A 24,100-nucleotide genomic window follows, 5' to 3' on the forward strand; every position below is an offset into this window, starting at 1 on the left:
AAGACAGGTAATGTGTGGCCTGGATCGAAAAAGCGTCATTCCAATAAGCGTCCAAGCCACTCAGGAACATGGAAGATGAGTCACCCCTCGCAGTTCACCTTGCTTCGCACGCGGCGTTTCCTGCCGTTCTTCATCACGCAGTCCCTCGGCGCGTTCAACGACAATATCTTCAAGCAGTCGCTGATCCTTGCCATCCTCTATAAATTGACCATCGAGGGTGACCGCTCGATCTGGGTCAATCTGTGTGCGCTGCTGTTCATTCTGCCGTTCTTCCTGTTCTCGGCGCTGGCGGGCCAGTTCGGCGAAAAATTCGCCAAGGATGCGTTGATTCGCCTGATCAAGCTTGGCGAAATCGCGATCATGGCGGTCGGCGCGGTGGGTTTCCTGTTCGATCATCTGTGGCTGATGCTGGTGGCGCTGTTCGCCATGGGCACGCACTCGGCGCTGTTCGGGCCGGTGAAGTATTCGATCCTGCCGCAAGCCTTGCGCGAAGATGAACTGGTCGGCGGCAACGGCCTGGTGGAGATGGGGACGTTCCTGGCGATTCTCGCCGGCACCATTGGCGCCGGGATCATGATGTCCGCGGCCAATTACGCGCCCGTGGTGTCGGTGGCGATTGTCGGCATCGCCGTGGCCGGCTACCTGGCCAGCCGCGGCATTCCGCGGGCGGCGGCAGCCTCGCCGCAGATGCGCTTGAACTGGAACATCTTCAGCCAGTCCTGGGCGACCCTGAAGCTGGGCCTCGGGCAGACCCCGGCGGTGTCCCGCTCGATTGTCGGCAATTCCTGGTTCTGGTTTGTCGGCGCGATCTATCTCACGCAGATCCCGGCCTACGCCAAGGAATGGATGCACGGCGACGAAACCGTCGTAACGCTGATCCTGACCGTATTTTCGGTGGGGATCGCCCTGGGCTCGATGCTCTGCGAAAGGCTCTCGGGGCGCAAAGTGGAAATCGGCCTGGTGCCGTTCGGCTCGTTCGGGCTGACGGTGTTCGGCTTGCTGTTGTGGTGGCATTCCGGTGGAATCCCCGCCAGCGTCGACGGCCACGGCTGGCTGCAAATTCTGGGTTTCGGCCACGCCTGGCTGGTGCTGATCGACATCCTCGGGCTGGGTATCTTTGGCGGTTTCTACATCGTGCCGCTGTATGCATTGATCCAGTCGCGCACCGTTGAAAACGAGCGGGCGCGAGTGATCGCCGCCAACAACATTCTCAACGCCTTGTTCATGGTGGTCTCGGCGATCGTTTCCATCGTCCTGCTGAGCCTGGCCAAGCTGTCCATCCCGCAGCTGTTCCTGGTGGTGTCGCTGCTGAACATCGGCGTCAACGCCTACATCTTCAAGATCGTCCCCGAGTTCAGCATGCGCTTCATGATCTGGCTGCTCAGCCATTCCATGTATCGCGTGGAGCATCGCAACCTGCAAGCGATCCCGGATGAAGGTGCGGCATTACTGGTATGCAATCACGTATCGTTTGTCGATGCCTTGCTGATTGGCGGCGCGGTGCGTCGGCCGATTCGTTTTGTGATGTACTACAAGATCTACAACCTGCCGATCCTGAACTTCATCTTCCGCACCGCCGGGACCATTCCGATTGCCGGGCGCCAGGAAGATATCCACATCTATGAAAAGGCCTTCAGCCGCATCGCCCAGTACCTGAAGGACGGTGAGCTGGTGTGCATTTTCCCTGAAGGAAAATTGACCGCTGACGGTGAGATCAACGAGTTCAAGAGCGGGCTGACGCGCATCCTTCAGGAAACCCCGGTGCCGGTGATTCCCCTGGCATTGCAGGGCTTGTGGGGCAGCTTTTTCAGCCGTGATCCGAGCAAGGGGCTGTTTCGGCGGTTCTGGTCGCGGGTGACGTTGGTGGCGGGGACGGCGGTGGCGGTCGAGGCGGCGGAGCCGGCGAAGTTGCAGGCGTTGGTCGGAGAGCTGCGCGGGGCGGTCAGATAACAGGTGATCTTGCGGGCCTCTTCGCGAGCAGGCTCGCTCCCACCCTTGACCGAGTGGATGCGGTCGAATGTGGGAGCGAGCCTGCTCGCGAATGGGCAGTGGCTTAAGCGCTGACCTTGAGCCCGACCAGCCCGGCGATGATCAGCGCGACGCTGGCCAGCCGAATCAGCGCCATCGACTCGCCAAACAGGATGATCCCGGCGATCACCGTGCCCACGGCACCGACCCCGGTCCAGATGGCATAGGCGGTACCCAGGGGCAACTCCTTCATCGCCAGGCCGAGCAGGCCGAGGCTGATCGCCATGGCGGCGATTGTCAGTGCGGTAGGGAGCGGGCGGCTGAAGCCGTCGGTGTACTTCAGGCCGACAGCCCAGCCGACTTCGAACAGGCCGGCGAAAAACAGAATGATCCAGGACATCACACACCTCATCGATGGATGGGGTCGTCCCCGGATAAAAACTTCATGGCGTTGCGGGGTCGTCCCCGCATTGGGCGCAAGAGTGCCCAATGCTGACTATTCGGTCAAGTCCGCCGGTCAGTCCGCGGTTTGTCGGGCGAGCGCTTCGCGGTCCTGTTTTTCGCTCATGCGCCGGAACCAGGTCGAGAGCAGGGCGCCGGAAATGTTGTGCCAGACGCTGAACAGCGCGCTGGGCACTGCCGCCAGCGGCGAAAAGTGTGCGCTGGCCAATGCCGCACCGAGGCCGGAGTTCTGCATGCCGACTTCCAGCGACAACGTCTTGCGTTGGGCCAACGGCAGCCCGAAAAGCCGACCGGTGAAATACCCCAGCAGGTAGCCGAAGCTGTTATGCAGGATCACGATTGCCATGATCAGCAGGCCGGACTCAGCGATCTTCGCTTGGCTGGCTGCCACCACCGCCGCAACGATGATCACGATACTGACCACCGATACCAGCGGCAGCACCTCTACGGCATGACGGACCCGCGCACCCAACAAACGTTGGGCAACGATACCCAGTGCGATGGGCAGCAACACAATTTGCAGTATCGACCAGAACAATGCCGAGAACGACACCGGCAGCCAGGCCGAGGCCAGCAGCCATATCAGCGTCGGGGTCAGCAGCGGGGCAAGCAGGGTTGTGATGGCGGATATCGCTACAGCCAGGGCCAGGTCGCCGCGGGCGAGCCAGGTCATCACGTTGGACGACGTGCCGCTCGGGCAGCAACCCACCAGAATCACGCCGACGGCGATTTCCGGCGGCAGGCTGAAAACCTGGCAAAGCAGCCATGCTGTCCCCGGCATGATCACGAACTGGGCAATCACACCCAGGGCCACCCGTCCAGGGCGACGAGCCACCTCGGCAAAGTCTTCCAGCTTCAGCGCGAGGCCCATGCCGAACATCACCAGGCCCAGCAGCGGCACAATGGCGCTTTTGAGACCGATGAACCAGGTCGGCAGAAAGAACGCCACGACGGCGAACAGCAACACCCAGTAAGCGAACGTATTGCCGACGAAGCGGCTCAATGCAGCCAGTGCACGCATGATCTGATCCTTGTTATAAAAAACACCGAATACCCTTGTGGGAGCGAGCCTGCTCGCGAAAGCGGGGTGTCAGTCAACATCGCTGTGGCTGTCATACCGCTTTCGCGAGCAGGCTCGCTCCCACAGGGGCTATCCGCTACTTTTAGATCCCTTGCGGAATCTCTTCACCGCCCAGCGCTTCAACCAGCGCCGGCAGGAACTCGCCGAACGTCAGCATCATCAGGGTGAAGCTGGCGTCCAGTTGGCCGAGGGCTTCGTCGCCGCCGTCCTGTTCCGCCTGGTCTTGCAGCAGGTCTTCGAACTTCAGGCGCTTGACCACCATCTTGTCGTCGAGGACGAAGGACAATTTGTCCTGCCAGGCCAGCGACAGTTGCGTCACCACCTTGCCGGTGTTCAGGTGCAGCTGGATTTCGTCGCTGGTCAGGTCCTGGCGCTTGCAACGGACGATGCCGCCATCTTCATGGGTATCGCGCAGTTCGCATTCGTCCAGCACGAAGAAATCGTCCGCGGCTTTCTGGGTCTTGACCCAGTCGGTCATGATCGCGGTCGGGGCCGTCTTCACTGTCAGCGGGCGCACCGGCAGCGTGCCGATGACTTCGCGCAGGGTCGAAAGCAGGTCTTCGGCGCGTTTCGGGCTGGCCGAGTTGACCAGGATCAGGCCCTGTTTCGGCGCGATCGCGGCGAACGTGGACGAACGGCGGATGAAGGCGCGAGGCAGGAAGGCCTGGATGATTTCATCCTTGATCTGGTCCCGTTCCTTTTTATAGACCTTGCGCATCTGCTCGGCTTCGATCTCTTCGACCTTTTCCTTGACCGCGTCACGGACGACGCTGCCCGGCAGGATGCGTTCTTCCTTGCGTGCGGCAATCAGCAGGAAATCCTGGCTGACATGCACCAGGGGTGCGTCTTCGCCTTTGCCAAATGGCGCGACGAAACCGTAAGTGGTCAACTCCTGGCTTGCACAGGGGCGTGCCAGTTTGCTCGCCAGTGCAGTTTCCAACGCCTCGGCATCAACAGGCAGATCTTGGGTCAGGCGATAGATAAGCAGGTTCTTGAACCACATGGGGTGAGTCTCTCCTTTATACAAAGGGGGGCATTATTCTCTTCGCGGCGCCATAGGCCAACCCTTCGCTAAGCCTTTGGAAGGCCTGAAAAAATTAATTTAAAAAGTGCTTGCCAGCTTGGGGAGTGCTCCGTAGAATGCGCGCCACACCGAAAGCGAAGGGTGATTAGCTCAGCCGGGAGAGCGTCTGCCTTACAAGCAGAATGTCGGCGGTTCGATCCCGTCATCACCCACCATTCGCTTCAAGTGTTATGCGCAGCGGTAGTTCAGTCGGTTAGAATACCGGCCTGTCACGCCGGGGGTCGCGGGTTCGAGTCCCGTCCGCTGCGCCATATTCGGTAATCTGGAACACTGAACGCCAGGTGACCACAGAAAGCCCGCTAACGCGGGCTTTTTGCTGTCTGGAGTTTCTGTGGTGCGCTTGAATCACATTTTTTTTTGCTGGATTTATCAATTAAATCAGCACGTTATAGAAAACTGTGAGAGAATGCGCCCCGCATCGAAAGTGCAGGGTGATTAGCTCAGCCGGGAGAGCGTCTGCCTTACAAGCAGAATGTCGGCGGTTCGATCCCGTCATCACCCACCAAACTTTCAATGTTACGCGCAGCGGTAGTTCAGTCGGTTAGAATACCGGCCTGTCACGCCGGGGGTCGCGGGTTCGAGTCCCGTCCGCTGCGCCATATTTGGTATCTGGAACGCTGAACGCCAGGTACCCGCCAGAAGCGGCGCTTTTCCTTTAAGAGAGGAAAGGCGCCGTTTTTTTTGCTTTCGATATCTGTCTTTCTCAGAGTGGTGTGTATATCCGTTTCTGCGGTAGTGGGCGCTGGCGGTTTCGCTTTTACAGCGACTCACTTTTATCAAGCGTAAACGTTTTAGCCCCACCACTGTCCACCGCGAGGCGGCCTTAAAGCCGGCCTGGCTCTCCCAGTCGTACTCCGATCCAACTGTGGGAGCGAGCCTGCTCGCGAAGAGGCCGGCACATCCAGCGTTTTCATCGACCATGACACCGCTTTCGCGAGCAGGCTCGCTCCCACAGGTGTCTCCCATAGGATGAACACGGTCAACCAAAACCAGGTCGGCTCTAAGGCCGCCTCGCGGTGGACGTTGATTTCGGCGCCCCGTTAACCACGCTGGCCGAACGCAGGCATTGTGGAGTGGGCATCCCGGCATGGATGCCGGGATAGCCGCGCTGGGCCAGGGACGGCCCTTCGCGGCGGGCCCACGGAGCAATGCCGGAGAGAGGGCACACCGAGCCTAGGCGAGGTGCCGAGTGGTGGGGCAAAGGCGTTTTGCTTACTTTTGCGCCTCTTAAAAGTGAGCCGCTGTAAAAGCGGAACCATAAGCGGCCGTTACCGCAGAGACGGATATACACGCACGCCACGCCACACCACACCACACCACACCACACCACACCACACCACACCACACCCACCACCACCTACTGCTCAGCATTCCGACTATGCCGATAATCGCTGACCGCCTCATACACCGCTTTACGCAAACGATTGATACCACCGATGGGCCGATGCGCCTCAAGCCCAAACCACGGATTGAACGACTGGTTATCGCAGGCCAAGTTCAGCTTGGGCGTATCGAAGTCCTGAGCCGGCACCTTGATCCGCGCCACCGTCTCGAACGGCGCATCGCTTTCCTGCCACTCGATGCTGGTGTCTTCGATCGGCATGTATTTGCCCGGGTCCTGACGCTGGATCTGCAGCACAAAACAGGCCGGCACGCGGTCTGTGGATAACTGCTGAGTCAGTGCGCTGCGCAAGAAATTCGGCAGGTCCTGGTTCTGCTTGGGCAGGGTGTAGGCTGGGCAGTTGTCCGGATCCGGCGCAACGCGAAATTTGGCATTGGCCGCGCCGAACTTGTACGGCGATACCGAGAAATAAGTGGTCTGGGTCGGGCTCGCCGGAGGCGGGGAGAGCGTCGCCAGGGCGATGAACAGATGACGGATCTGCCAGCTGCGTGGGTCCAGGCTCGGAAAGAAAGCCATCGCCTTTTTTCCGTCAGCCTGGGCCGCCACGTTCTGACGGTATTCGGCGACATCGCTGACAAAGAAGTTCGGATGATTGAACATCACGAAGTCCTGCTCGCCCTGCGATTGCCGGTCAGCGAGCAATTGCTTGCCAGGCACATCCAGCAGCTTGATGGCCATCCCTCGTGCATCGCGCAGGCTGTCGAACTGTGGATAAGCGTTGCCGTTGGACAGGCGGATCGTCGCCTGCCAGGTCTTGCCCGGTTCGGCGAATACGCCCTGGCGCAACGGTGCCGGCAGATCGCCGGGCACTTGGACTTCGGCCATCACGCAGCCGTGGGCCTTGGCATGGGCATCGCGCAGGTAGCGCGTGCCTTCGCGGTGCTGGTCGACGATGCGGATGGCGGTCTGGATGATGTCCTGGGTCATGGCGCTTTCACCGGGCGGTATCTGTTCCCTGTCCGGGACCGGCCCGCTGTGTTGCCAGGCGAACCAGGCCGTGGCCAGGGCCCAGCCGAGCAGGCCGATGCCCAGCAGCCAGAGGAGCGTCTTGCCCAGAAAGGCGCCGAGGCGCAGCCAGAGCTTTATGAGCATGGGGCAATCCTTTTACCTGAGATATTTATCATTACAGTTGCGACTCCAGCGGTCCGGCCAGCACCTTCAAGTACTCCAGCAACGCCCAGCGCTCCTGCGGTTGCAGCAAACGGCCAATGACCCCATTGCCTCGCTCGCCAGCGCGAAATTCATGGCCGCTGTTATGGTTGCCAGTGAGGCGGGTGTCGAACAGGAAGGCATTGGCAAACGCTTCGGTGCGATAACCCAGGTGCCGCGGGTCGTACTCGAAGCTGCCCTTATAGAAGGTGGTCGCCCGCTCGGCCTGCGGCGACAGCAACTGGTAGATGGTCGGCACTGAGCCGTTGTGCAGGAACGGCGGTGTTGCCCACACGCCGGCCAATGGCCGGGCCTTGTAGGCGCGTAATTCACGGACGCCGATGGGCAGGCCGAAACCGTCCAGTGCCGGACGTTCCACCGGCGTGACGCCGGCATCCCGGTAAGCGCGGTTTTCGACGAATGCGGTGACGTAGGCCAGCCCCTTGGCGACCGAGATCTGGCTGAGGTCCAGCGGCTCTGTCGGGGCAGGGTGCAGTTGCACTTCCAGCTTCGCCAGTTCGGCCGGGTCCCATTGCAGGCTGGTCAGGTTGAAACGGTGATCGGCAATATTGTTCGCGGTGCCCGGGTCCGTGCCGATCACCTTCACTGGCAGCATATGCAACTGTTGCACCGGCCGGTCAGGTCCCTGGACGACTTTGGGCACATGGCAGCCGGCGCAGTTTTCTTCGAACAACGCCTTGCCCTTTGCCGCCAGGGGCTTGTCAATCGAACCCAGCAACGCTTCCGGCCATACGGGTGGCTTGAGCAGTTGCAAGGTCTCTTCAATCTTGTTCAGGTCGCGCACCCGCACGCTGGAAGGGTAGCGCGCATCGCCTTGCAGCGGTTTGCCTTGGGCATCGAAGAAACTCAACGTGGCGCCAACCCCCAGCGCCTCGCCGACGTTGCGGGCCATCGGTTGCTGCGCCGAACCGTTCCACTGTACCCAGTCGAACGTCCACATTTCCCACAACTGTGGGTAATCCACCGGTGCGTTGGCGACCCGGTAGTTTTCCGCCGAAATGGCATCGCCAAAGCTGGCATTGGCGATACGGCCAAAGGCGTCAGTGCGGCCCGGGCCTTCCTCGGTGGGGTAGAGGCCGCGATGGGTGTCGTTCCAGGCGGTGCGCATGAACGCATTCAGGGAAACCTTGAAGGCCTTGCGCAACTCTTCATGGCGAGCGTCATAGTCATTGCCCAGCACCTGGCGGGCGAAGCGTTCGAATTTCCATGGGTTGTAGTAAGTCGAGGCGAGACTTGCGACCAATGCCTGTCCGAAACTGCCGCCGCGCAATGTCGGAACAGTCGACGGCAATACGTGTTGGGCCGAGCCGCCATCGATCCGGATCGCCTGGCCCTTGAAGTGCAGTTCGCCGGTGTGGCAGGCGGCGCAGGTGATGTCGAGGTACTGCTCGTTACTGCCGGCGTTCTGGTGCCGGGTGAAGCCCACCGGTAAATTGCCGGGGTTCAGTGGCGTGACTTTCTGCGCCGGATCGACCAGGAAACCGAAGCGCGCCAGATACTCCGGCGAAGCGAAGCGCTGTTGCGAGAATGGCAGTTCAAGTGCGGTGAACCACTCGTAACGCAGGCCTTTGACCTGGGTGCCCTGAGGCGTGAAATAGTAGGTCTGTCGCTCGGCGGCGCTCCATTGGTCCAGGTAGTGCACCTGTTCGACAGGCGAGTAGGCCGGCAGGCGCGGGTTGGCCACGTAATAAAGCACCACGGCCACGACCACGACGAGCAGCGCGAGGATCAGCAAAAGAATGCGAGAGAGGAGGCGCACGGTTTACGTCCTTGTTTTTTTAATATGCCCTTATGCCTCAGCGCCGCTTGGCCGGCAAGTGGCCATTACCCCACGCTGTGAGTAGCGGGCGATCTGATCGGGTACGAAACAGATGACAGATGCTTCATCTGCCGAGGATCAAAAAGCGTTTGCCGACCTGAACTTATCATCGCTTTGTGGCTCACATGCCGGTAGCCATTGGTCGTGGCCGCCTGATAAGCTCGCGGCTTTACTCGATTGCCCTTTAGGCGCATGAACAAGGAAATAGCATGAAACAGCATCGGTTGGCGGCTGCGGTAGCCCTGGTTGGCCTGGTACTCGCGGGTTGTGACTCGCAGACCAGCGTGGAGCTGAAAACCCCGGCGCAGAAAGCTTCCTACGGTATTGGCCTGAACATGGGCAAAAGCCTGGCTCAGGAAGGTATGGATGACCTGGACTCCAAAGCAGTCGCCCAGGGCATCGAAGATGCCGTCGGCAAGAAAGAACAGAAGCTGAAAGACGAAGAACTGGTCGAAGCCTTTGCCGCACTGCAAAAACGTGCCGAAGAACGCATGGCCAAGATGAGTGAAGAGTCGGCAGCCGCCGGCAAGAAATTCCTTGAGGAAAACGGCAAGAAGGCTGGCGTTACCACCACCGCTTCCGGCCTGCAGTACGAAGTGGTCAAGAAGGCCAGCGGCGCACAGCCGAAGCCGACCGACGTAGTGACCGTTCACTACACCGGCAAGCTGACCAACGGCACTGTGTTCGACAGCTCCGTGGAACGTGGCAGCCCGATTGACCTGCCGGTCAGCGGCGTGATCCCGGGTTGGGTTGAAGGCTTGCAATTGATGCATGTCGGCGAGAAGTACAAACTGTACATCCCGAGCGACCTGGCCTACGGCGCGCAGAGCCCGAGCCCGGCCATTCCAGCCAACTCGGTCCTGGTATTCGACCTGGAACTGCTGGCGATCAAGGATCCGGCAAAAGAAGGCGCAGCCAAGTAACTGCGTCTGCCCTGAAGAAAACGCCTCGCTTTTGCGGGGCGTTTTTGCATCTGGCTTTCGGTGCGACAAAAAAACCGAACGCGCAGGGCAAGCTACAGTCATAGGCAGTACAGCGCTGTGCTGGATGCGGTCGATCCGTCGGGTAGGTGGTTGCCGTTTATTTATGTGAGTAAAAAACGCCCGATCTAAGCCAGGCCCTTATGAAACGGGGGGCACAGCGCTGAAATGCAGCTCTGTTCACAAGGTTATCCACAATTTGTGTGGATAACATTTCAGTGGAGAAAAAATGAAGGCCCCGTGGAATTTTGCGCGATTTCTTCCCCTGGCGGGACGGCTCCTGGCCCGCGGCAGACTGCCCACGCTGCTGTTCGCCGTTGCCAGCAAGGGCGCCCGGGAGGGCGGTCGCCTCGGCAAGCTCAAGGAGGACCTGCGTCTGCTGCAGGCTCTATGCCTGGCTTACTGGCGGGGTGAATACCGCGCAGTCAGTGCCAAGTCGATGCTCTCGGTGGTGGCGGGCCTGATGTATTTCCTCAGCCCGCTGGATGCGATTCCGGACTTGCTGCCCATGCTAGGCATGTTCGACGACATCGCGGTGCTGGCCTGGATCATGAAAACCCTCGACGACGAGCTGGGTGCCTTCCGTGCCTGGCGCGAACAGCAGTCGCCGGAGAAGCTTGCGCGGGTTGAAAGGCTTCCCGACACCCCGGAACAACTCCAGCTGCAAGGGCCGAAAAAAACCTGACCTGGCCCGTTTCCCTGCGAGATTTCATCGCCCCGCGACCTTGGCCGCTATTAGGATTACACTTCCAAGAAAAAGCTTACTTGCTAAGTGTTGTTGTCCTACGGGGTAATCATGGATATTCAAATAATCACGCGCGACGGAGAGCCCGAGTACGCGGTTTTGCCGTGGGATCAGTACCAGGCGCTGCTGAAGGCAGCCGGCATCAATCAAGCACCGCAAGAAGCCACGGTCCGCCATGCGGCGGCACCCGGCCAGGTTCTCCCTGGCCTGGATCAACTACGCAGTTTGCGCGAAGGGAAGGGCATCGCCATCGAGGCGCTGGCCCGCACGGTAGGCATCAGCCCGTCTTATCTGGCCATGATCGAAAGCGGCGAGCGTCAGCCCGATGCCGCGATCAAGCGCAGTCTGGCCTGGGAACTGACGGTGCCGGGTTGGAGGGATGAATCGTGAGTGTACGCATCAGTCGGCAACATTGGGACGGGTTGTTGGGTGAGTTGGACCAGGCGCGTCGCCAGCGCCATTTATTGACGTACCGCGCCTTGCTGGAGCGCTTGCAGCTGCCCAGCCCGGCCATGCAGACACTGACCGCCGCACTCGAACACCTGGCGGCGCTGGACGCCCGGGCCGAACAGCCACTGCGCAGTTCGTTGGTCATCAGCCAGGGGGCCAGTCGCCTGCCACGCACCGGTTTTTTCGAATGTGTTGAACGCCTCGGGCGCTTTTCCGGTCCCTCCGACGGCGTCGCCGCCGCATCCTGGCATGCGTCGGAAGTGGTCCGGGTGTTCGAATACGAGTACCCCGAATCGGCGGAGGCCTGAGTGCTCTGGCGGATCAAGGCCCGGGCCGGTTATTGGTTGGCGCGCCGGTTGTTCCATTGGTCATGGTTGGTTCGGCAGCCGCGTGGCTGGGCTTGGCTTGAAGGTCAGTTTGCGCGCATGGCGAACCTGGGCGACGTCGGCGCCCAGAGCTTCTACGGGCATATCCTGACGTTTCGCGGCCAGGGACTCGGCGCACGGGAAGAAGGCATTCGCCTGCTCCGCCTGGCGGCACTGGCCGGTGACGGCAAGGCCGCCTACCAGGTCGGCGTCATCAGTCTGGCAGGCTCTACCACCCAGGCGCCGGATCCGGACGAAGCGGCGCGTTGGTGGACCTTGGCCGTGAAGGCCGGGCATCCGCTGGCCGAGATCAAGCTCAAGGCGCTCGAGAGCAAGGAACCCTGAAACCGCTCGTGGCGAGGGAGCTTGCTCCCGCTGGGCGGCGAAGCCGCCCCAAACCAGCCTGCTCGATCAACCAGGCACACCGAGGCGCTGTTAAAAGGGGCTGCTACGCAGCCCAGCGGGAGCAAGCTCCCTCGCCACGGGATGAGCACCACTCACAGGGTGATTATCACCTACAGGGTTTCACCTGAATCTCACGCTGAGAACCCCAGTTCCGCGACAGGCGCCTGCTCAACCATCCCGTTAATCAGATACAAACTCCCCCCGACGATCTCCTTGGCATGGTGCTTGGCCTGCGAAGCCATTTCCGCCAACTGGCTGGCATCCAGCTCTGCACAGGCCTCGGCGCGCAGATGCACCACCCCGATCGACAACGACAGCAAGGCAAAGTCCTGCCGGATGCCCTGTCGGTTCAACGCGGTAAAACAGCCGGCTTCCAGATGCTCGGGCCGGTAGAAGCGGCGGCAGTGGTTCTGGAAGTCGCTCAGCAGCTGGGTCAGGCGCTTGCGCCAGTCGTCCGGGCCGAGGACCAGCAGGAAGTCGTCGCCGCCGATGTGGCCGACGAAATCGCGGCTGGGGTCAATGCGTTCGTTCAGGCATTGGGCCAGGCACAGCAGGACTTCGTCACCGCGACCGTAGCCGTAGATGTCGTTGAAGGGTTTGAAACTGTCGATGTCGACGTAGCAGATCACCGACTCCTGGCGCTGCTGCAGCAGGCGCGTAAGGCACTGCTGGATGGGCACGTTGCCCGGCAGCAGAGTCAGCGGGTTGGCGTAGCGCGCCTGTTGGATCTTCAGTTCGGTGATGAGCTTGAGTACGTCGATCACCCGGCCCAGGCCGAGGTAGCCGCCGTTGAGGGTGATGATGAAGTCTTCTTCGATGCGCTGGCGGGCGCGGCTGGTGATGAGGCGGCTGACTTGTTGCAGTGACTGGCTCAGTTCAACCGCGAGGAAATCATCGCTCATCAGGCGGCTGATGGGCTTGCGAGCGAACAGGTCGGTGGCGAAAGGCTTGAGCAGGGCATCCGAGAGTGAATGACGATGGACGATGCCACACGGTTGGTCACGGTCGTCCAGCACCGCCAGGGAATTGAGGTTGGCCTGGCGCCGGAACGCTTCCAGTACCGCTGCCGTCGGCGTGTCGTGGGCGACTGCCGGTTGTTCGTTGAGCAGCGCAGTGAGGTCGTTGACTTCATCGCCCAGCGGTACCACGCCGCTGTCCTGGCGGGGCATCAATGCCTTGGCGTCCTGGGATGGATGCTCCTGGGGCCGGGCAAGCAAGTAGCCCTGGACCAGGTCGACGCCCATTTCTATCAACACAGCGAGCTCTTCCGGCAGTTCGATCCCTTCGGCGATCACCTGGGCCCGTGAAGCCTGGGCGATCTTGAGAATGGAACCGACGAATTCACGCTTGAGTGCGTCCTGGTGAATGCCATCGATGAAATGCCGATCGATCTTCACGTAGTCAGGTCGCAATTCGGACCACAGCCGCAAGCTTGAATACCCGGCCCCAAGGTCATCCAGGGCAATGGAAAAACCCATGGCTCGATAGTGATGCAGGGCGGTTTGCAGAAGCTGGAAATCATCGATAGGCGTTTGTTCGGTCAGTTCGATAACGACCTGGCTGGGCGGAATGCCGAAGTCCTGCAGCAGCTGCAGGGTGCGGCCGGTCTGGTGGGCCGATTCGAGCAGCGATTCTGGCGAGACGTTGAGGAACAGTTTGCCCGGCAGCTTCTGTTCGTTGAAGCGCTGGCAGGCACTGCGTCGGCAGGCCAGCTCCAGTTCGCTGAGGCGTCCGGCCTGGCGCGCCACGGACAATAACGCGATGGGGGAATGCAGCGGGCTGTTCGACGGGCCGCGGGTCAGGGCCTCGTAGCCGAGGATGCGTCGTTCGGAAAGACAGATGATCGGTTGGAACAGGCTGTGCAAACCGCTTTGACTCAGGATTGAGCTCAAGGCACTCAGCTGTTCTGTCGTGGTCATGGCGATCTCTGGCGATAAAAAAAGGACTGGGCGCAACCCCTGCTGGGGTGCGCCCGGTCCTGTATTTCACGACAGACTGATGTCAGTTTGATGACACTCCGACGAGCGCCACCATTAAAAGGCCATCATTTCAATGTTTGGCGACCGCCGTATTGAGCTTGAGGTAATCGAGCAGGATCCGACCGGTTTCGCTCAGGTAGGCGTCGTCTTCCGGCTTGGTTTTTTCCGGCTCGGTGATCAGGTCTTCGTCTTCCTTCTTCAGCTCTTTGAGCGGCTCTTCGCCCTTGGCCTTGCGACGCAGGTTTTCCATGGCCAGTTGCTTGGCTTCGATGTCGGCATGCTGCGCGCGGCGCTCGGCTTCGTTGAGGGTGACGGTTTTTTCCATCATCAACTTCTGCGCCAGGGCCAGCTTGTCGCGAATAAATACAAACTCCGCGTCTTGGGCCGTGCGGGCGTCATGCTCGGATTTCAACTGGGCCAGGTACGGCTTGAACGGGTCCACGGCCGGCTTGATTGCAGGCCGGATGGTGTCCCACGGCATGGCTTCGGGCAGGGCGCTCTCACCGATTTCCTTGGTGTCGATAATCGACGGGTAATCGATGTCAGGCAGCACGCCCTGGTGTTGGGTGCTCTGCCCGGAAACCCGGTAGAACTTCGCCAGGGTCAGCTTCAGTTCGCCGTGGTTCAGCGGCTGGATGGTCTGCACGGTGCCTTTGCCGAAGGTCTGGCCGCCGATGATCAGCGCGCGATGGTAGTCCTGCATGGCGCCGGCGAAAATCTCCGAAGCCGAGGCCGACAGGCGATTGACCAGCAGGGCCATCGGTCCCTTGTAGAACGCGCCGGGGTTTTCGTCTTCGAGTACATCGACACGACCATCGGCGTTACGCACGAGCACGGTCGGGCCCTTGTCGATGAACAGGCTGGTCAGTTCGGTGGCTTCCTGCAAGGAGCCACCGCCGTTGTTGCGCAAGTCGATGACCACGCCGTCGACCTTTTCCTTCTGCAGTTCGGTCAGCAGTTTCTTGACGTCGCGCGTGGTGCTCTTGTAGTTCGGATCCCCGGCGCGAAAGGCCTTGAAGTCCAGATAGAAAGCCGGGATCTCGATGATGCCGAGCTTGTAGTCCTTGCCGTCCTGCTTGAGCTGGAGGACCGATTTTTTCGCGGCCTGTTCTTCCAGCTTCACTGCTTCACGGGTGATGGATACGACTTTGCTGGTCTGGTCGTTCGGCGCATTGCTGGCCGGAATGACTTCCAGGCGGACAACCGAGCCTTTCGGGCCGCGGATCAGCTTGACCACTTCGTCCAGGCGCCAGCCGACCACGTCGACCATTTCCTTGTTGCCCTGGGCGACGCCGATGATCTTGTCCGCCGGGGCGACCTGCTTGGTCTTGTCGGCAGGGCCGGCCGGCACCAGGCGCACGATCTTGACCTGATCGTTATCGCTCTGCAGTACCGCGCCGATGCCTTCGAGGGACAGGCTCATGTTGATGTCGAAGTTTTCCGCGTTATCCGGCGACAGATAATTGGTGTGCGGGTCGTAGGACATCGCGAAGGTATTGATATAGGCCTGGAAGACGTCCTCGGCGCGGGTCTGGTCCAGGCGCGCGAGTTGATTCTTGTAGCGCTTGATCAGGGTTTCCTGGATCTGCTTGGGATCCTTGCCGGCGATCTTCATGCGCAACACTTCGTCCTTGACGCGTTTGCGCCACAGGTCGTCGAGTTCGGCGGTGCTCTTGAGCCATGCGGCGTCCTTGCGGTCGACCAGCAAGGTTTCCTTGGCATTGAAGTCGATCTTGTCGACGCCCTTGTTCAACTCGGCAAGGGCGTAGTCCAGGCGCGCCTTGACGCGGTCCAGGTAGCGCTTGTAGATAATGAAGCCGGCGTTGAGGTCGCCGCTCTTGAGGAAGTCGTCGAACTGGGTCTTCCACTTGTCGAATTCGGCGATGTCGCTGGCCAGGAAATAACTGCGCGACGGATCAAGCAGCTTCAGGTAGCTGTCATAGATGATGACCGAGCGCGCGTCATCGAGTGGCGGCTTGCTGTAGTGATGGCGCTTGAGCAACTCAACCACGTTGAGGCTGGCGATCACCTCGTCGCGATCGGGCTGAAGCTTGTCCCAGCTGTTGGCGGCGAACGCAGTGTTCGAGAGCGCTGAAGCGCCAAGGCCAATGAAGAGGGCAAGTGCAGTGCTGGGGAAAAAGTGCTTCATGCTGATTCGACGCAGGGACAATTGATCACGCATATTAGGCCGTCTTTGAAGTCGCCGGTTCCATGTGGCCCGGGCGCATAATGCAAGAAAGCCCGGCGTTGTAACAGCAGCGGGCCCAGTCGAGACTCACTATGGAGGCACCGTGAAAGCATTGCAAGGCGTTGAAGGCCAAGTGGTATGGGCAGATGAGCCAAGTCCGGCGTGTGATGCCGGGCAAGTTCGCATCCGTGTAGCGGCCGCCGGCCTGAATCGGGCCGATTTGTTGCAGAAAGCCGGGCATTATCCACCGCCACCCGGCGCCAGCCAGGTGTTGGGGCTGGAATGTTCCGGGGTGATCAGTGAGGTCGGGCCGGGCTCGTCCTGGCAGGTCGGCGACCGGGTTTGCGCCTTGCTGGCCGGCGGCGCAATGGCCGAGGAAGTGGTGGTCGATGGTCGGCATGTGTTGCCCGTTCCGGAAGGCCTGTCACTGGCCGAAGCCGCCGCGCTGCCTGAGGTCTACGCCACCGCGTGGCTGAATCTGTTCCAGCTGGCCGGGCTCAGGCCGGGTGAAAAAGTGCTGCTGCACGCCGGCGCCAGCGGCGTCGGTTCGGCCGCGATCCAGCTGTGCAAGGCGTTCGGCAACCCGTGCTGGGTCAGCGTCGGTTCGGCCGAGCGGCTGGCCTATTGCGAAGCGCTCGGGGCCCAGGGCGGCGTGGTGCGCACCGACGACATCAACAGCCTGAACGACTTCGGGCCGTTCGACGTGATCCTCGATCCGGTCGGCGCCAACTACGCCAGCCTCAACGTGAAACTTTTGTCAGTTGACGGGCGCTGGGTATTGATCGGGCTAATGGGCGGGCGCACCACCGAGCTCGATCTGGCCCAGGTGCTGGGCAAGCGTATCCAGTTGCTGGGTTCGACTTTGCGCAGTCGCAATGATCAGTTCAAGGCCGACCTGATCGCCGAGTTGGGGCAACAGGTGTGGCCGTTGTTTGCCGACAAGCGCCTGAGCCCGCAGTTGGCCAGGACGTTTGCGATCAGCGATGCCGAGGCGGCGTTTGCCGAGCTGGCGACCAATCAGGTGTCCGGGAAACTGGTCCTGGTGGTCGATGACAGCCTGAGCTGATCGGGAGTCGGTGCCCTGTGGCGAGGGAGCTTGCTCCCGCTGGGTGGCGTAGCCGCCCCAATCTCGACGACGCGTCTGTTCGGAAGGATCGCGTCAGCCAGCTTTACGACTGCTTCGCAGCCGAGCGGGAGCAAGCTCCCTCGCCACAACAGCCACAACAGCCACAACAGCCACAACAGCCACAACAGCCACAACAGCCACAACAGCCACAACAGCCACAGCAGCCACAAGCCATTAAGGCCTTAGGTGTTGTGGAGTTGATCTGCTTCACTTCCAGATATGAACCGGCCAGCCGGCCGATTCGGCATGGGCCTTCAATACCGGGTCCGGGTTCACGACGTGCGGGTGATCGACCTTGAGCAGCAACGGCAGGTCATTGCGCGAGTCGGAATAGAAACTCGCGCCTTCCAGGTTTTCCTCCTCGGCGTCCAGCCAATCCAGCAGCCGGGCGATCTTGCCTTCGCGATAGGTCAGGGTGCCCACGGTCTTGCCGCTGTACACGCCATGGGCGACGTCCAGCTCGATCGCGAGGATCTCATCGATGCCCAGGCGTTCGGCGATTGGCTTGACCAGGTGCGTGCCCGAGGCCGAGATCACCAGGATCCGGTCACCGGCCTTGCGGTGCTCGGCGATGGCCTTGGTGGCGTCGCTGAAGATGATCGGTTCGATGAAGTCCTCCACCCACGGTGCCACTAGGTGTTCGATCTCTTCCGGCGTGCGGCCGATCATCGGTTCCAGGCTGAAGTCCATGTACTCTTCCATGCGCAGCTTGCCATGGCTGTAGGCGTCCATCAGCTCGTTGTTGCGGCGCATGAACGACTCGGGATCGACCCAGCCCAGGCGCCCCATCTGCTCGCTCCAGAGGGTGGCGCAATCGCCGTGGATCAGGGTTTCGTCCAGATCAAAAATTGCCAGAGCCATCAACGCGCTTCCCTTTTCAAGATATCTTCAAAATCAACCAGACCATCAGGCTACCTCACACAGCGCCGATGGATCGATGGAAAGTGCCAGCCGTGCACCATCGGGATGCAGGTCGGCGGCCGAGCGGTTGAGCACATCCACCACCAGTTCCACGCCGCGGGCCTCGACCCGGTAGCGGATCACGTTGCCCAGCAGGCTGTGGCTGCGGATCAGCGCGTCGGGATCGCCGTTGCGACTCAGCTCGATGGCTTCCGGGCGAATGGCTATGCGACCGTTCACCGGGCGTTGCAGCAGCTTGCTCGCGCTGTCGGCGTCGAGCAGGTTGTAGTTGCCGATGAAGCCGGCGGCAAAGACATCGACGGGGGCAGTGTAAAGGGTCTCGGCATCGCCGCTCTGGACGATCTTTCCCTGATTCATCAGGAAAATCCGATCAGACATGGTCAGGGCTTCTTCCTGATCGTGTGTGACAAAGATGGTGGTCAGGCCCAGTTCCCGCTGGATCTGACGGATCTGTTCGCGCAAGTGCTTGCGAATCCGCGCGTCCAGCGCCGACAGCGGCTCGTCCAGCAGCAACAGGCGCGGCCGGGTGACCAGGGAGCGGGCCAGGGCCACGCGTTGGCATTGGCCGCCAGACAGTTGATGGGGGTAGCGGGCGGCAAAGTCATGCAGCTCCACCAGCCGCAGAATCTCCAGTACACGCTGGCGACTGTCCGAAGCGTCGACCTTTTGCATGCGCAGGCCGAAGGCGACGTTCTGCTCCACGGTCATGTTGGGGAACAGCGCATAACTCTGGAAGACCATGCCGATCCCGCGCCTCTGCGGACTCAGCGGCACGATGTCTTGGCCGTCCAGCAGGATCTGGCCCGTATCCACCGCTGTCAGGCCGGCAATGCAGCGCAGCAGCGTGGACTTGCCGCACCCGGAAGGGCCGAGCAGGGTGACGAACTCGCCCTTGTGGATTTCGCAGTTGATGTCGCTGAATACCGGCGTGCCGGCGTAGCCTTTCTGCAAATGTTGGACGCTGACGTAGCTCATTGGCTTTTGTCCTTGTTCAAGATGTTGGCCGCCCAGGTCAGGACCAGTACGAAGAAGAAGTAGGAAATCACCAGCGCACTGGTGAAATGGCCGCTGCTGTTGCGCATGTTGTTCAGATACACCTGCAAGGTTTCATAGCGGGTGCCGACGAGGATGTTGGCAAACACGAACTCGCCGAACAGGAACGAGAAGGACAGCAGCAGCGCCACCATCAGGCCCTTGCGCAGGTTCGGCAGCACCACCAGCAACGCGGCCTGGAAAGTGCTGGCGCCGAGCAGTTGGGCGGCGTCCATCAGGTCGCGCAGGTTGATGGCTTGCAGGTTGTTGGTGATCGCCCGGTACATGAACGGCAGGGCGACGGTGAAGTAGCAGCCAATCAGGATCCACGGCGTGCCGACCATCGCCAGTGGCCCGGAGCCATAGAGCTGCAACAACCCCACCGAGGACACCACCGGCGGCACCGCGAAGGGCAGCAGGATGAGGATGTTCATCAGCGCGTCGAGTTTCGGAAAGTGGTAGTGCACCACGAACAGCAGCGGCAGGATCAGCACCACCGAAAGCACCAGCGCGCCCACGCAGACAATCAGCGATTGGCCGAAGGCGTGTAGAAAGCGCGGGTCGCTCCAGAGCTGCAAGTACCACTTGAAGGTGAAGCCGCTGGGCAGCACGGTGGCCGACCAACTGCTGGCGATGGAATAGATGAGCGTGCCGGCGAGGGGTAGCAGCAGGATGGCGAACAGCAGGTACACCACCGCTCGATGATAGACCCCGGCCGGGCCCGATTCAGCGCGAGACATGGTAGCTCCTCTTCAGCAGCAACTGATGGACGACGGTCACCAGGGTCATCAACGCCACCAGCACCACGGCCAGGGCGCTGGCCATGTTCGGGTCGAGGGAAATGTCGCCGGAGACCATCGCCGCGATGCGGATCGGCAGGACGTTGAAATTGCCGGTGGTCAGCGCATACACCGTGGCATAGGCGCCGAGGGCGTTGGCCAGCAGGATCACGAACGTGCCGAGCAGCGCGGGGGTCAGCACCGGCAAGCCGATGTGCCGCCAGAACTGCCAGCCGCTGGCGCCCAACAGGGACGCCGACTCACGCCAGTCTTCGCGCAGCGCGTCGAAGGCCGGGTAAAGCAGCAGCACGCCCAGGGGGATCTGGAAATAGGTGTAGAGAATGATCAGCCCGGTTTTCGAATACAGGTTGAAGTCCTCGATGATCCCCGCCTGCTTGAGCATGATCGTGATGCTGCCGTTGAACCCCAGCAGGATGATGAACGCGAAGGCCAGGGGCACGCCGGCGAAGTTGCTGGTCATGTTGGCGAAGGCGTTGACGAAGTTGCGCAGCCGCGAATCGACACGGCGCAGGGAGTAGCTGCCGAGCACGGCGATGATGATGCCGAACACGCTGGACCAGAAACTGATTTCGAGGCTGTGCTGGATCGCCTGTCGGTAGAATTTCGAGCTGAAGATCTTGCTGAAGTTGGCCAGGCCCCAGCCGAACTCTTCCGATTCCAGGCTGTTGACCAGCACCCAGAGCAGCGGGGCGATCTGGAACACAATGAAAAAAATTGCAAAGGGCACCAGGCACAACACTGCCAGCCATTTGCCGCGCGTCATGGCATTCACTTGAGCAACTCCTGGCAATAGGGTTTGTCATGGGCGACCCCGAGCAGCTGGCAAATGGTGCCGCACAGTTCGGTTTGCCGAGGGGCCGCGTTGGCGTCAAGGCTGAAGCCATCGCCGAGGACAAACAGCGGCACTTCCCGTTCTTCCGGTAGCAGGCCGTTGTGGGAGCGGTCGTTGTTCATGCCATGGTCGGAAGTCACCAGCACCTGATAACCGGCGTCGAGCCAGGCTTGCAGATAAACCGCCAGGTTGATGTCCGCCGAGCGGGCGCTGTTGCGGTACTGCGGGGTGTCGAGGCCGTGCTTGTGGCCGGCATCGTCGATGTTCATCGGGTGCACCAGCAGGAAATTCGGCAAGTAGCGCTGGCGCAGGTGTTCGGCGTCGGCGAACAGATGGGAATCGGGGTAGTGGTCATTCCAGTAGAAATGTCCGTATTGAATCGGCAGGTCGGGGTTTTCGGTATGGCGATCACGACCGGCAATGAAGGGTGACACGTTGTACAGCTCGCTGACCCAGTGATAGGCCGCGGCCGCCGTACTCAGGCCGGCGTCGGTGGCGTAATGGAAAATGCTGCGCTGGTTCGACAGGCGCGAGACATTGTTGTGCACGATCCCGCTGTCGATGGGCACGACGCCGGTGAGGATGCATTCGTAGAGTGGGCGGGACAGGGCGGGCAGTTCACATTCCAGTGTGTAGAGCGCCGCGCGTCCTGCGCCGACATACGCCTGCAAATGCCCCATGGCATGCCGGGCGACTTCATAGTTGAGGCCGTCGAGCACCACCAGGATGACGTTGTGCTTCATGGGGACCGGGACTCCGGGCAGGTGTCGCTGAGATATCGGGTTCACAGAAGTCCATTGTGGAAGCAGGTTCTGTGGGAGCGAGCTTGCTCGCGATGAAGACGACACGGTTCAACTGCGGGACCGTGTCATCGTTCATCGCGAGCAAGCTCGCTCCCACAGGGCTTGCTCTCACAGTTGGATTTCCAGTGGATCTCCAAGCGGGAGCTAGCGCCTCACTTCATCTCGACGATGACTTCTTCATTCCACTGCTGCGGCAGCGCCTTGGAGGTCTTCTCCCACGCGTCGGCATCCTTGATCGGCGTCACGCCTTTGTACTGCTCGTTCGGCAGCAGCTTGGCCTGGACTTCTTCCGGCAGTTTCAGGTGCTCGGCGCGGATCGGCCGGGCGTTGCCCTTGGCCAGGTTGATCTGGCCGGCGTCGCTGAAGATGTATTCGCGGGTCAGCTTGGCGGCGTTCGGGTGCTTGGCGTATTTGTTGATGATGGTGGTGTAGCCGGAGATTACCGAGCCGTCGGACGGAATCAGCACGACGTAGTCATCCGGGTTGGCCATCTTGGCCTTGTAGCTCAGGCCGTTGAAATCCCAGACCACGCCGACTTCGACTTCACCTTTTTCCATCGTGGCGATGGTCGGGTTGGCCATGGACAGGCGGCCTTGCTTGGCGATATCGGCGAACAACAACAGGGCCGGTTTAATGTTCTTCTCGTCGCCACCGTTGGCCAGGGCCGCGGCCAGCACACCGTTGGCGGCCTGGGCGGCGGTGCTCACGTCACCGATGGAAACTTTGTATTTGCCGCCCTTCAGGTCGGCCCATTTGGTCGGCACTTCGGAGCCGTGCAGCAATTTCTTGTTGACGATGAACGCAATGGTGCCGGTGTAGGCCAGGGCCCAGTTGCCATCCTTGTCCTTGGCCCAGTCCGGGATCTGCTCCCAGGTGCTTGGTTTGTAGGGCTGGACCACGCCTTGCTTGACCGCGATCGGGCCGAAGGCGGCACCGACGTCGCCGATGTCGGCGCTGGCGTTGTCCTTCTCGGCGGCGAACTTGGCGATTTCCTGGGCCGAGCTCATGTCGGTGTCGATGTGTTTCAAGCCATAAAGTCTGGCCAGGTCGTCCCAGGTGCCTTTCCAGTTTGCCCAGTCATCGGGCATGCCGACGCTGTTGACGGCGCCTTCCGCTTTCGCAGCGGCTTCCAATGTTTTCAGATCGGTATCAGCGGCCATGGCGGCGGTGCACATGGCAATGGTCGAGCCTAACAGTGATGCCAGGAAAAGCTGTTTCATCCGAAGCTCCTATGGGCGTTTTCAACGCTGCGATTGCGATGGTGTTGGTCTAGGTCAGCAATACCTGAGCCAATGTAGGCGCGTCCCATGACATTTTGATGTCGATGCAAGGTTCGCCAGCAATCGTCGGGCTCATGAAGCGTCGCTGCGTCATAAGCGTAGACCATGAGTAAGCGGCTGATCTGCAAGGCCTTGGCCGTTAATTTGCAAGCCGATGTGTTGACCGTTCAGCGGTTGTGTCATCTATCAGTCATGCGCAGTGCCTAGGCTTGCAGGCATGAGACGTGGATTGATGTGTGATCGAATCCTGCCCCGAAACAGTGCTGGTCTAGTCCAGATAGGTAACGTTGATGCGCGTTGAGACAACCAAAGCGGTGACAACCATCGGGCAGGTCCTGCAGGAGCAGCTCGATCACGGCTTGCTGGCGCCTGGTAGCAAGTTGCCGGCCGAGCGCAAGCTCAGCGAACTGTTCGGCACCACCCGCATTACCGTGCGCGAGGCGCTGTTGCAGCTCGAAGCCCAGGGGCAGATCTATCGGGAAGAGCGCCGGGGCTGGTTCGTGTCGCCACCACGGCTGGCCTACAACCTGATGCAGCGCAGTCATTTCCACGCGATGGTCAGTGCCCAAGGACGCGTGCCGTCGACCCAGGTAATCTCGGCCCGCCTGCAACCCGCGTCGGCGGCGGTCTGCGCCTGGCTGCAATTGCCGGCGCTGTCCAGCGTCATCCAGATCTGCCGCACCCGGCGCATCGACGAACGCCTGGTGCTGTACGTCGAGCATTACCTGAATCCCGCGTATTTCCCGGACATCCTCGAATTTGATCTCAACCAGTCGATGACCGAGCTGTACGCTCGCCACTACGACCTGCGCTACGGCCGGGTGAAATTCGAAATTGTGCCGACATCGCTACAGCCGGAAGCCGCGGCGGCGCTGAAAGTGTCGGTCGGCAGCCCCGGCCTGCGGATTGCCCGGGTCAACTACGACCAGCATCAGCGGCTGATCGATTGCGACCTGGAGTTCTGGCGCCACGATGCGATCCATGTCGGGGTAGACGTGCCGGAACAGCCGGCCTGAGGCGCGTTCAGGAGACGTCGTTGAGCTTGGCCAGGATCCTGAACAGTACCGTGACGAGAATCAGCAACATGCCGATCCACATGGCAAACACGCCGACGTTCTTGTCGCGGAAATTGAAGCCGATGGCGAGCAGGATCATGCCGGCGATGATGGGCACCAGCATGGCGTTGAACGAGGTCATGGAAATCATGG

22 protein-coding genes and 4 tRNA genes are annotated in these 24,100 nt (G+C 60.8%); 12 read left to right on the plus strand and 14 right to left on the minus strand.

Annotated features, from left to right (window positions below; genetic code table 11):
- The first annotated feature begins 75 nt into the window (after positions 1–75).
- Positions 76–1,950: an MFS transporter gene (locus tag PSH78_RS07385; RefSeq protein WP_305499473.1), complete on the plus strand. Its 1,875-nt coding sequence runs from the start codon at positions 76–78 to the stop codon at positions 1,948–1,950.
- A 103-nt stretch (positions 1,951–2,053) separates the two neighbouring features.
- Here the strand turns inward: PSH78_RS07385 and sugE are convergent, their stop codons facing one another.
- The 3 genes from sugE to rdgC form a co-directional block, all read right to left on the minus strand.
- Entirely contained in the window at positions 2,054–2,368 is a 315-nt protein-coding gene (sugE, locus tag PSH78_RS07390; protein WP_305499474.1) for a quaternary ammonium compound efflux SMR transporter SugE, read from the minus strand.
- Between the two features lie 117 nt (positions 2,369–2,485).
- Entirely contained in the window at positions 2,486–3,451 is a 966-nt protein-coding gene (locus tag PSH78_RS07395) for a bile acid:sodium symporter family protein (RefSeq protein ID WP_305499476.1), read from the minus strand.
- Between the two features lie 142 nt (positions 3,452–3,593).
- Positions 3,594–4,514, minus strand: coding sequence for a recombination-associated protein RdgC (gene rdgC, locus PSH78_RS07400; protein WP_305499478.1), 921 nt, complete (start codon positions 4,512–4,514; stop codon positions 3,594–3,596).
- Positions 4,515–4,674: 160 nt separating this feature from the next.
- Between rdgC and PSH78_RS07405 the strand changes: the two genes are divergently transcribed.
- From PSH78_RS07405 to PSH78_RS07420, 4 genes are all read left to right on the plus strand, one after another.
- Positions 4,675–4,750: transfer RNA gene (locus PSH78_RS07405), tRNA-Val, on the plus strand.
- A gap of 19 nt (positions 4,751–4,769) precedes the next feature.
- Positions 4,770–4,846: transfer RNA gene (locus PSH78_RS07410), tRNA-Asp, on the plus strand.
- 178 nt (positions 4,847–5,024) lie between these two features.
- Positions 5,025–5,100: transfer RNA gene (locus PSH78_RS07415), tRNA-Val, on the plus strand.
- A 17-nt stretch (positions 5,101–5,117) separates the two neighbouring features.
- Positions 5,118–5,194: transfer RNA gene (locus PSH78_RS07420), tRNA-Asp, on the plus strand.
- A 758-nt stretch (positions 5,195–5,952) separates the two neighbouring features.
- Here PSH78_RS07420 and PSH78_RS07425 read toward each other — a convergent pair.
- Positions 5,953–7,089: a catalase family protein gene (locus PSH78_RS07425; RefSeq protein ID WP_305499479.1), complete on the minus strand. Its 1,137-nt coding sequence runs from the start codon at positions 7,087–7,089 to the stop codon at positions 5,953–5,955.
- A 31-nt stretch (positions 7,090–7,120) separates the two neighbouring features.
- Positions 7,121–8,926: a di-heme-cytochrome C peroxidase gene (locus PSH78_RS07430; protein WP_305499481.1), complete on the minus strand. Its 1,806-nt coding sequence runs from the start codon at positions 8,924–8,926 to the stop codon at positions 7,121–7,123.
- A gap of 269 nt (positions 8,927–9,195) precedes the next feature.
- On the opposite strand from PSH78_RS07430, the gene PSH78_RS07435 reads away from it, so the two are divergent.
- The 5 genes from PSH78_RS07435 to PSH78_RS07455 all read left to right on the plus strand — a co-directional run bounded on the left by PSH78_RS07435 (position 9,196) and on the right by PSH78_RS07455 (position 11,871).
- Complete coding sequence (locus PSH78_RS07435; protein WP_305499483.1) at positions 9,196–9,909, plus strand: FKBP-type peptidyl-prolyl cis-trans isomerase; 714 nt, start codon at positions 9,196–9,198, stop codon at positions 9,907–9,909.
- Between the two features lie 286 nt (positions 9,910–10,195).
- Positions 10,196–10,651 carry a YkvA family protein gene (locus PSH78_RS07440; protein WP_305499485.1) on the plus strand — a complete coding sequence of 152 codons (456 nt, stop codon included), beginning with the start codon at positions 10,196–10,198 and terminating at the stop codon, positions 10,649–10,651.
- Positions 10,652–10,762: 111 nt separating this feature from the next.
- Positions 10,763–11,101, plus strand: coding sequence for a helix-turn-helix transcriptional regulator (locus PSH78_RS07445; RefSeq protein WP_305499486.1), 339 nt, complete (start codon positions 10,763–10,765; stop codon positions 11,099–11,101).
- Positions 11,098–11,469, plus strand: a complete 372-nt coding sequence (locus PSH78_RS07450) for a hypothetical protein (protein ID WP_003179080.1) — start codon at positions 11,098–11,100, stop codon at positions 11,467–11,469. The genes PSH78_RS07445 and PSH78_RS07450 overlap by 4 nt, the downstream gene beginning before the upstream one ends.
- The gene (locus PSH78_RS07455) at positions 11,470–11,871 is read left to right on the plus strand and encodes a sel1 repeat family protein (protein WP_305499487.1); all 402 of its coding nucleotides are present in this window, start codon (positions 11,470–11,472) and stop codon (positions 11,869–11,871) included.
- Positions 11,872–12,062: 191 nt separating this feature from the next.
- Here PSH78_RS07455 and PSH78_RS07460 read toward each other — a convergent pair whose 3' ends face one another.
- Positions 12,063–13,850 carry a bifunctional diguanylate cyclase/phosphodiesterase gene (locus PSH78_RS07460; RefSeq protein WP_305499488.1) on the minus strand — a complete coding sequence of 596 codons (1,788 nt, stop codon included), beginning with the start codon at positions 13,848–13,850 and terminating at the stop codon, positions 12,063–12,065.
- Positions 13,851–13,980: 130 nt separating this feature from the next.
- Positions 13,981–16,059: a carboxy terminal-processing peptidase gene (locus tag PSH78_RS07465; protein ID WP_305501199.1), complete on the minus strand. Its 2,079-nt coding sequence runs from the start codon at positions 16,057–16,059 to the stop codon at positions 13,981–13,983.
- 142 nt (positions 16,060–16,201) lie between these two features.
- Between PSH78_RS07465 and PSH78_RS07470 the strand changes: the two genes are divergently transcribed.
- Positions 16,202–17,164, plus strand: a complete 963-nt coding sequence (locus PSH78_RS07470) for a zinc-binding dehydrogenase (protein ID WP_305499489.1) — start codon at positions 16,202–16,204, stop codon at positions 17,162–17,164.
- A 267-nt stretch (positions 17,165–17,431) separates the two neighbouring features.
- Here PSH78_RS07470 and PSH78_RS07475 read toward each other — a convergent pair whose 3' ends face one another.
- The 6 genes from PSH78_RS07475 to PSH78_RS07500 all read right to left on the minus strand — a co-directional run bounded on the left by PSH78_RS07475 (position 17,432) and on the right by PSH78_RS07500 (position 22,832).
- Positions 17,432–18,085, minus strand: coding sequence for an HAD family phosphatase (locus PSH78_RS07475; protein ID WP_305499491.1), 654 nt, complete (start codon positions 18,083–18,085; stop codon positions 17,432–17,434).
- Positions 18,086–18,130: 45 nt separating this feature from the next.
- Positions 18,131–19,120: an ABC transporter ATP-binding protein gene (locus PSH78_RS07480; protein ID WP_305499493.1), complete on the minus strand. Its 990-nt coding sequence runs from the start codon at positions 19,118–19,120 to the stop codon at positions 18,131–18,133.
- Positions 19,117–19,917 carry an ABC transporter permease gene (locus PSH78_RS07485; RefSeq protein ID WP_305499495.1) on the minus strand — a complete coding sequence of 267 codons (801 nt, stop codon included), beginning with the start codon at positions 19,915–19,917 and terminating at the stop codon, positions 19,117–19,119. Before PSH78_RS07485 ends, PSH78_RS07480 begins: the two co-directional genes overlap by 4 nt.
- Positions 19,904–20,740, minus strand: a complete 837-nt coding sequence (locus tag PSH78_RS07490; protein ID WP_305501201.1) for an ABC transporter permease subunit — start codon at positions 20,738–20,740, stop codon at positions 19,904–19,906. The genes PSH78_RS07485 and PSH78_RS07490 overlap by 14 nt, the downstream gene beginning before the upstream one ends.
- Positions 20,741–20,745: 5 nt before the next feature.
- Positions 20,746–21,552, minus strand: coding sequence for an alkaline phosphatase family protein (locus tag PSH78_RS07495; protein ID WP_305499497.1), 807 nt, complete (start codon positions 21,550–21,552; stop codon positions 20,746–20,748).
- 212 nt (positions 21,553–21,764) lie between these two features.
- Positions 21,765–22,832: an ABC transporter substrate-binding protein gene (locus PSH78_RS07500; RefSeq protein WP_305499498.1), complete on the minus strand. Its 1,068-nt coding sequence runs from the start codon at positions 22,830–22,832 to the stop codon at positions 21,765–21,767.
- 350 nt (positions 22,833–23,182) lie between these two features.
- Between PSH78_RS07500 and PSH78_RS07505 the strand changes: the two genes are divergently transcribed.
- Positions 23,183–23,908, plus strand: a complete 726-nt coding sequence (locus tag PSH78_RS07505; RefSeq protein WP_305499499.1) for a UTRA domain-containing protein — start codon at positions 23,183–23,185, stop codon at positions 23,906–23,908.
- 7 nt (positions 23,909–23,915) lie between these two features.
- Here the strand turns inward: PSH78_RS07505 and PSH78_RS07510 are convergent, their stop codons facing one another.
- A complete protein-coding gene (locus tag PSH78_RS07510) occupies positions 23,916–24,098 on the minus strand; it encodes a hypothetical protein (protein ID WP_305499501.1) in 183 nt (60 codons plus the stop codon).
- Positions 24,099–24,100: the final 2 nt, after the last annotated feature.

This window comes from Pseudomonas sp. FP198, from assembly GCF_030687895.1.
GTDB lineage: Bacteria > Pseudomonadota > Gammaproteobacteria > Pseudomonadales > Pseudomonadaceae > Aquipseudomonas.

Excerpts from the sequence above, each read along its gene's own strand:
- sugE (WP_305499474.1), bottom strand. The coding sequence starts at position 2,368 with ATGTCCTGGATCATTCTGTTTTTCGCCGGCCTGTTCGAAGTCGGCTGG.
- PSH78_RS07485 (WP_305499495.1), bottom strand. The coding sequence starts at position 19,917 with ATGTCTCGCGCTGAATCGGGCCCGGCCGGGGTCTATCATCGAGCGGTG.
- PSH78_RS07465 (WP_305501199.1), bottom strand. The coding sequence starts at position 16,059 with ATGAAGCACTTTTTCCCCAGCACTGCACTTGCCCTCTTCATTGGCCTT.
- rdgC (WP_305499478.1), bottom strand. The coding sequence starts at position 4,514 with ATGTGGTTCAAGAACCTGCTTATCTATCGCCTGACCCAAGATCTGCCT.
- PSH78_RS07475 (WP_305499491.1), bottom strand. The coding sequence starts at position 18,085 with ATGGCTCTGGCAATTTTTGATCTGGACGAAACCCTGATCCACGGCGAT.
- PSH78_RS07490 (WP_305501201.1), bottom strand. The coding sequence starts at position 20,740 with ATGACGCGCGGCAAATGGCTGGCAGTGTTGTGCCTGGTGCCCTTTGCA.
- PSH78_RS07500 (WP_305499498.1), bottom strand. The coding sequence starts at position 22,832 with ATGAAACAGCTTTTCCTGGCATCACTGTTAGGCTCGACCATTGCCATG.
- PSH78_RS07440 (WP_305499485.1), top strand. The coding sequence starts at position 10,196 with ATGAAGGCCCCGTGGAATTTTGCGCGATTTCTTCCCCTGGCGGGACGG.
- PSH78_RS07495 (WP_305499497.1), bottom strand. The coding sequence starts at position 21,552 with ATGAAGCACAACGTCATCCTGGTGGTGCTCGACGGCCTCAACTATGAA.
- PSH78_RS07505 (WP_305499499.1), top strand. The coding sequence starts at position 23,183 with ATGCGCGTTGAGACAACCAAAGCGGTGACAACCATCGGGCAGGTCCTG.
- PSH78_RS07445 (WP_305499486.1), top strand. The coding sequence starts at position 10,763 with ATGGATATTCAAATAATCACGCGCGACGGAGAGCCCGAGTACGCGGTT.
- PSH78_RS07480 (WP_305499493.1), bottom strand. The coding sequence starts at position 19,120 with ATGAGCTACGTCAGCGTCCAACATTTGCAGAAAGGCTACGCCGGCACG.
- PSH78_RS07385 (WP_305499473.1), top strand. The coding sequence starts at position 76 with ATGAGTCACCCCTCGCAGTTCACCTTGCTTCGCACGCGGCGTTTCCTG.
- PSH78_RS07510 (WP_305499501.1), bottom strand. The coding sequence starts at position 24,098 with ATGATTTCCATGACCTCGTTCAACGCCATGCTGGTGCCCATCATCGCC.
- PSH78_RS07460 (WP_305499488.1), bottom strand. The coding sequence starts at position 13,850 with ATGACCACGACAGAACAGCTGAGTGCCTTGAGCTCAATCCTGAGTCAA.
- PSH78_RS07435 (WP_305499483.1), top strand. The coding sequence starts at position 9,196 with ATGAAACAGCATCGGTTGGCGGCTGCGGTAGCCCTGGTTGGCCTGGTA.
- PSH78_RS07425 (WP_305499479.1), bottom strand. The coding sequence starts at position 7,089 with ATGCTCATAAAGCTCTGGCTGCGCCTCGGCGCCTTTCTGGGCAAGACG.
- PSH78_RS07395 (WP_305499476.1), bottom strand. The coding sequence starts at position 3,451 with ATGCGTGCACTGGCTGCATTGAGCCGCTTCGTCGGCAATACGTTCGCT.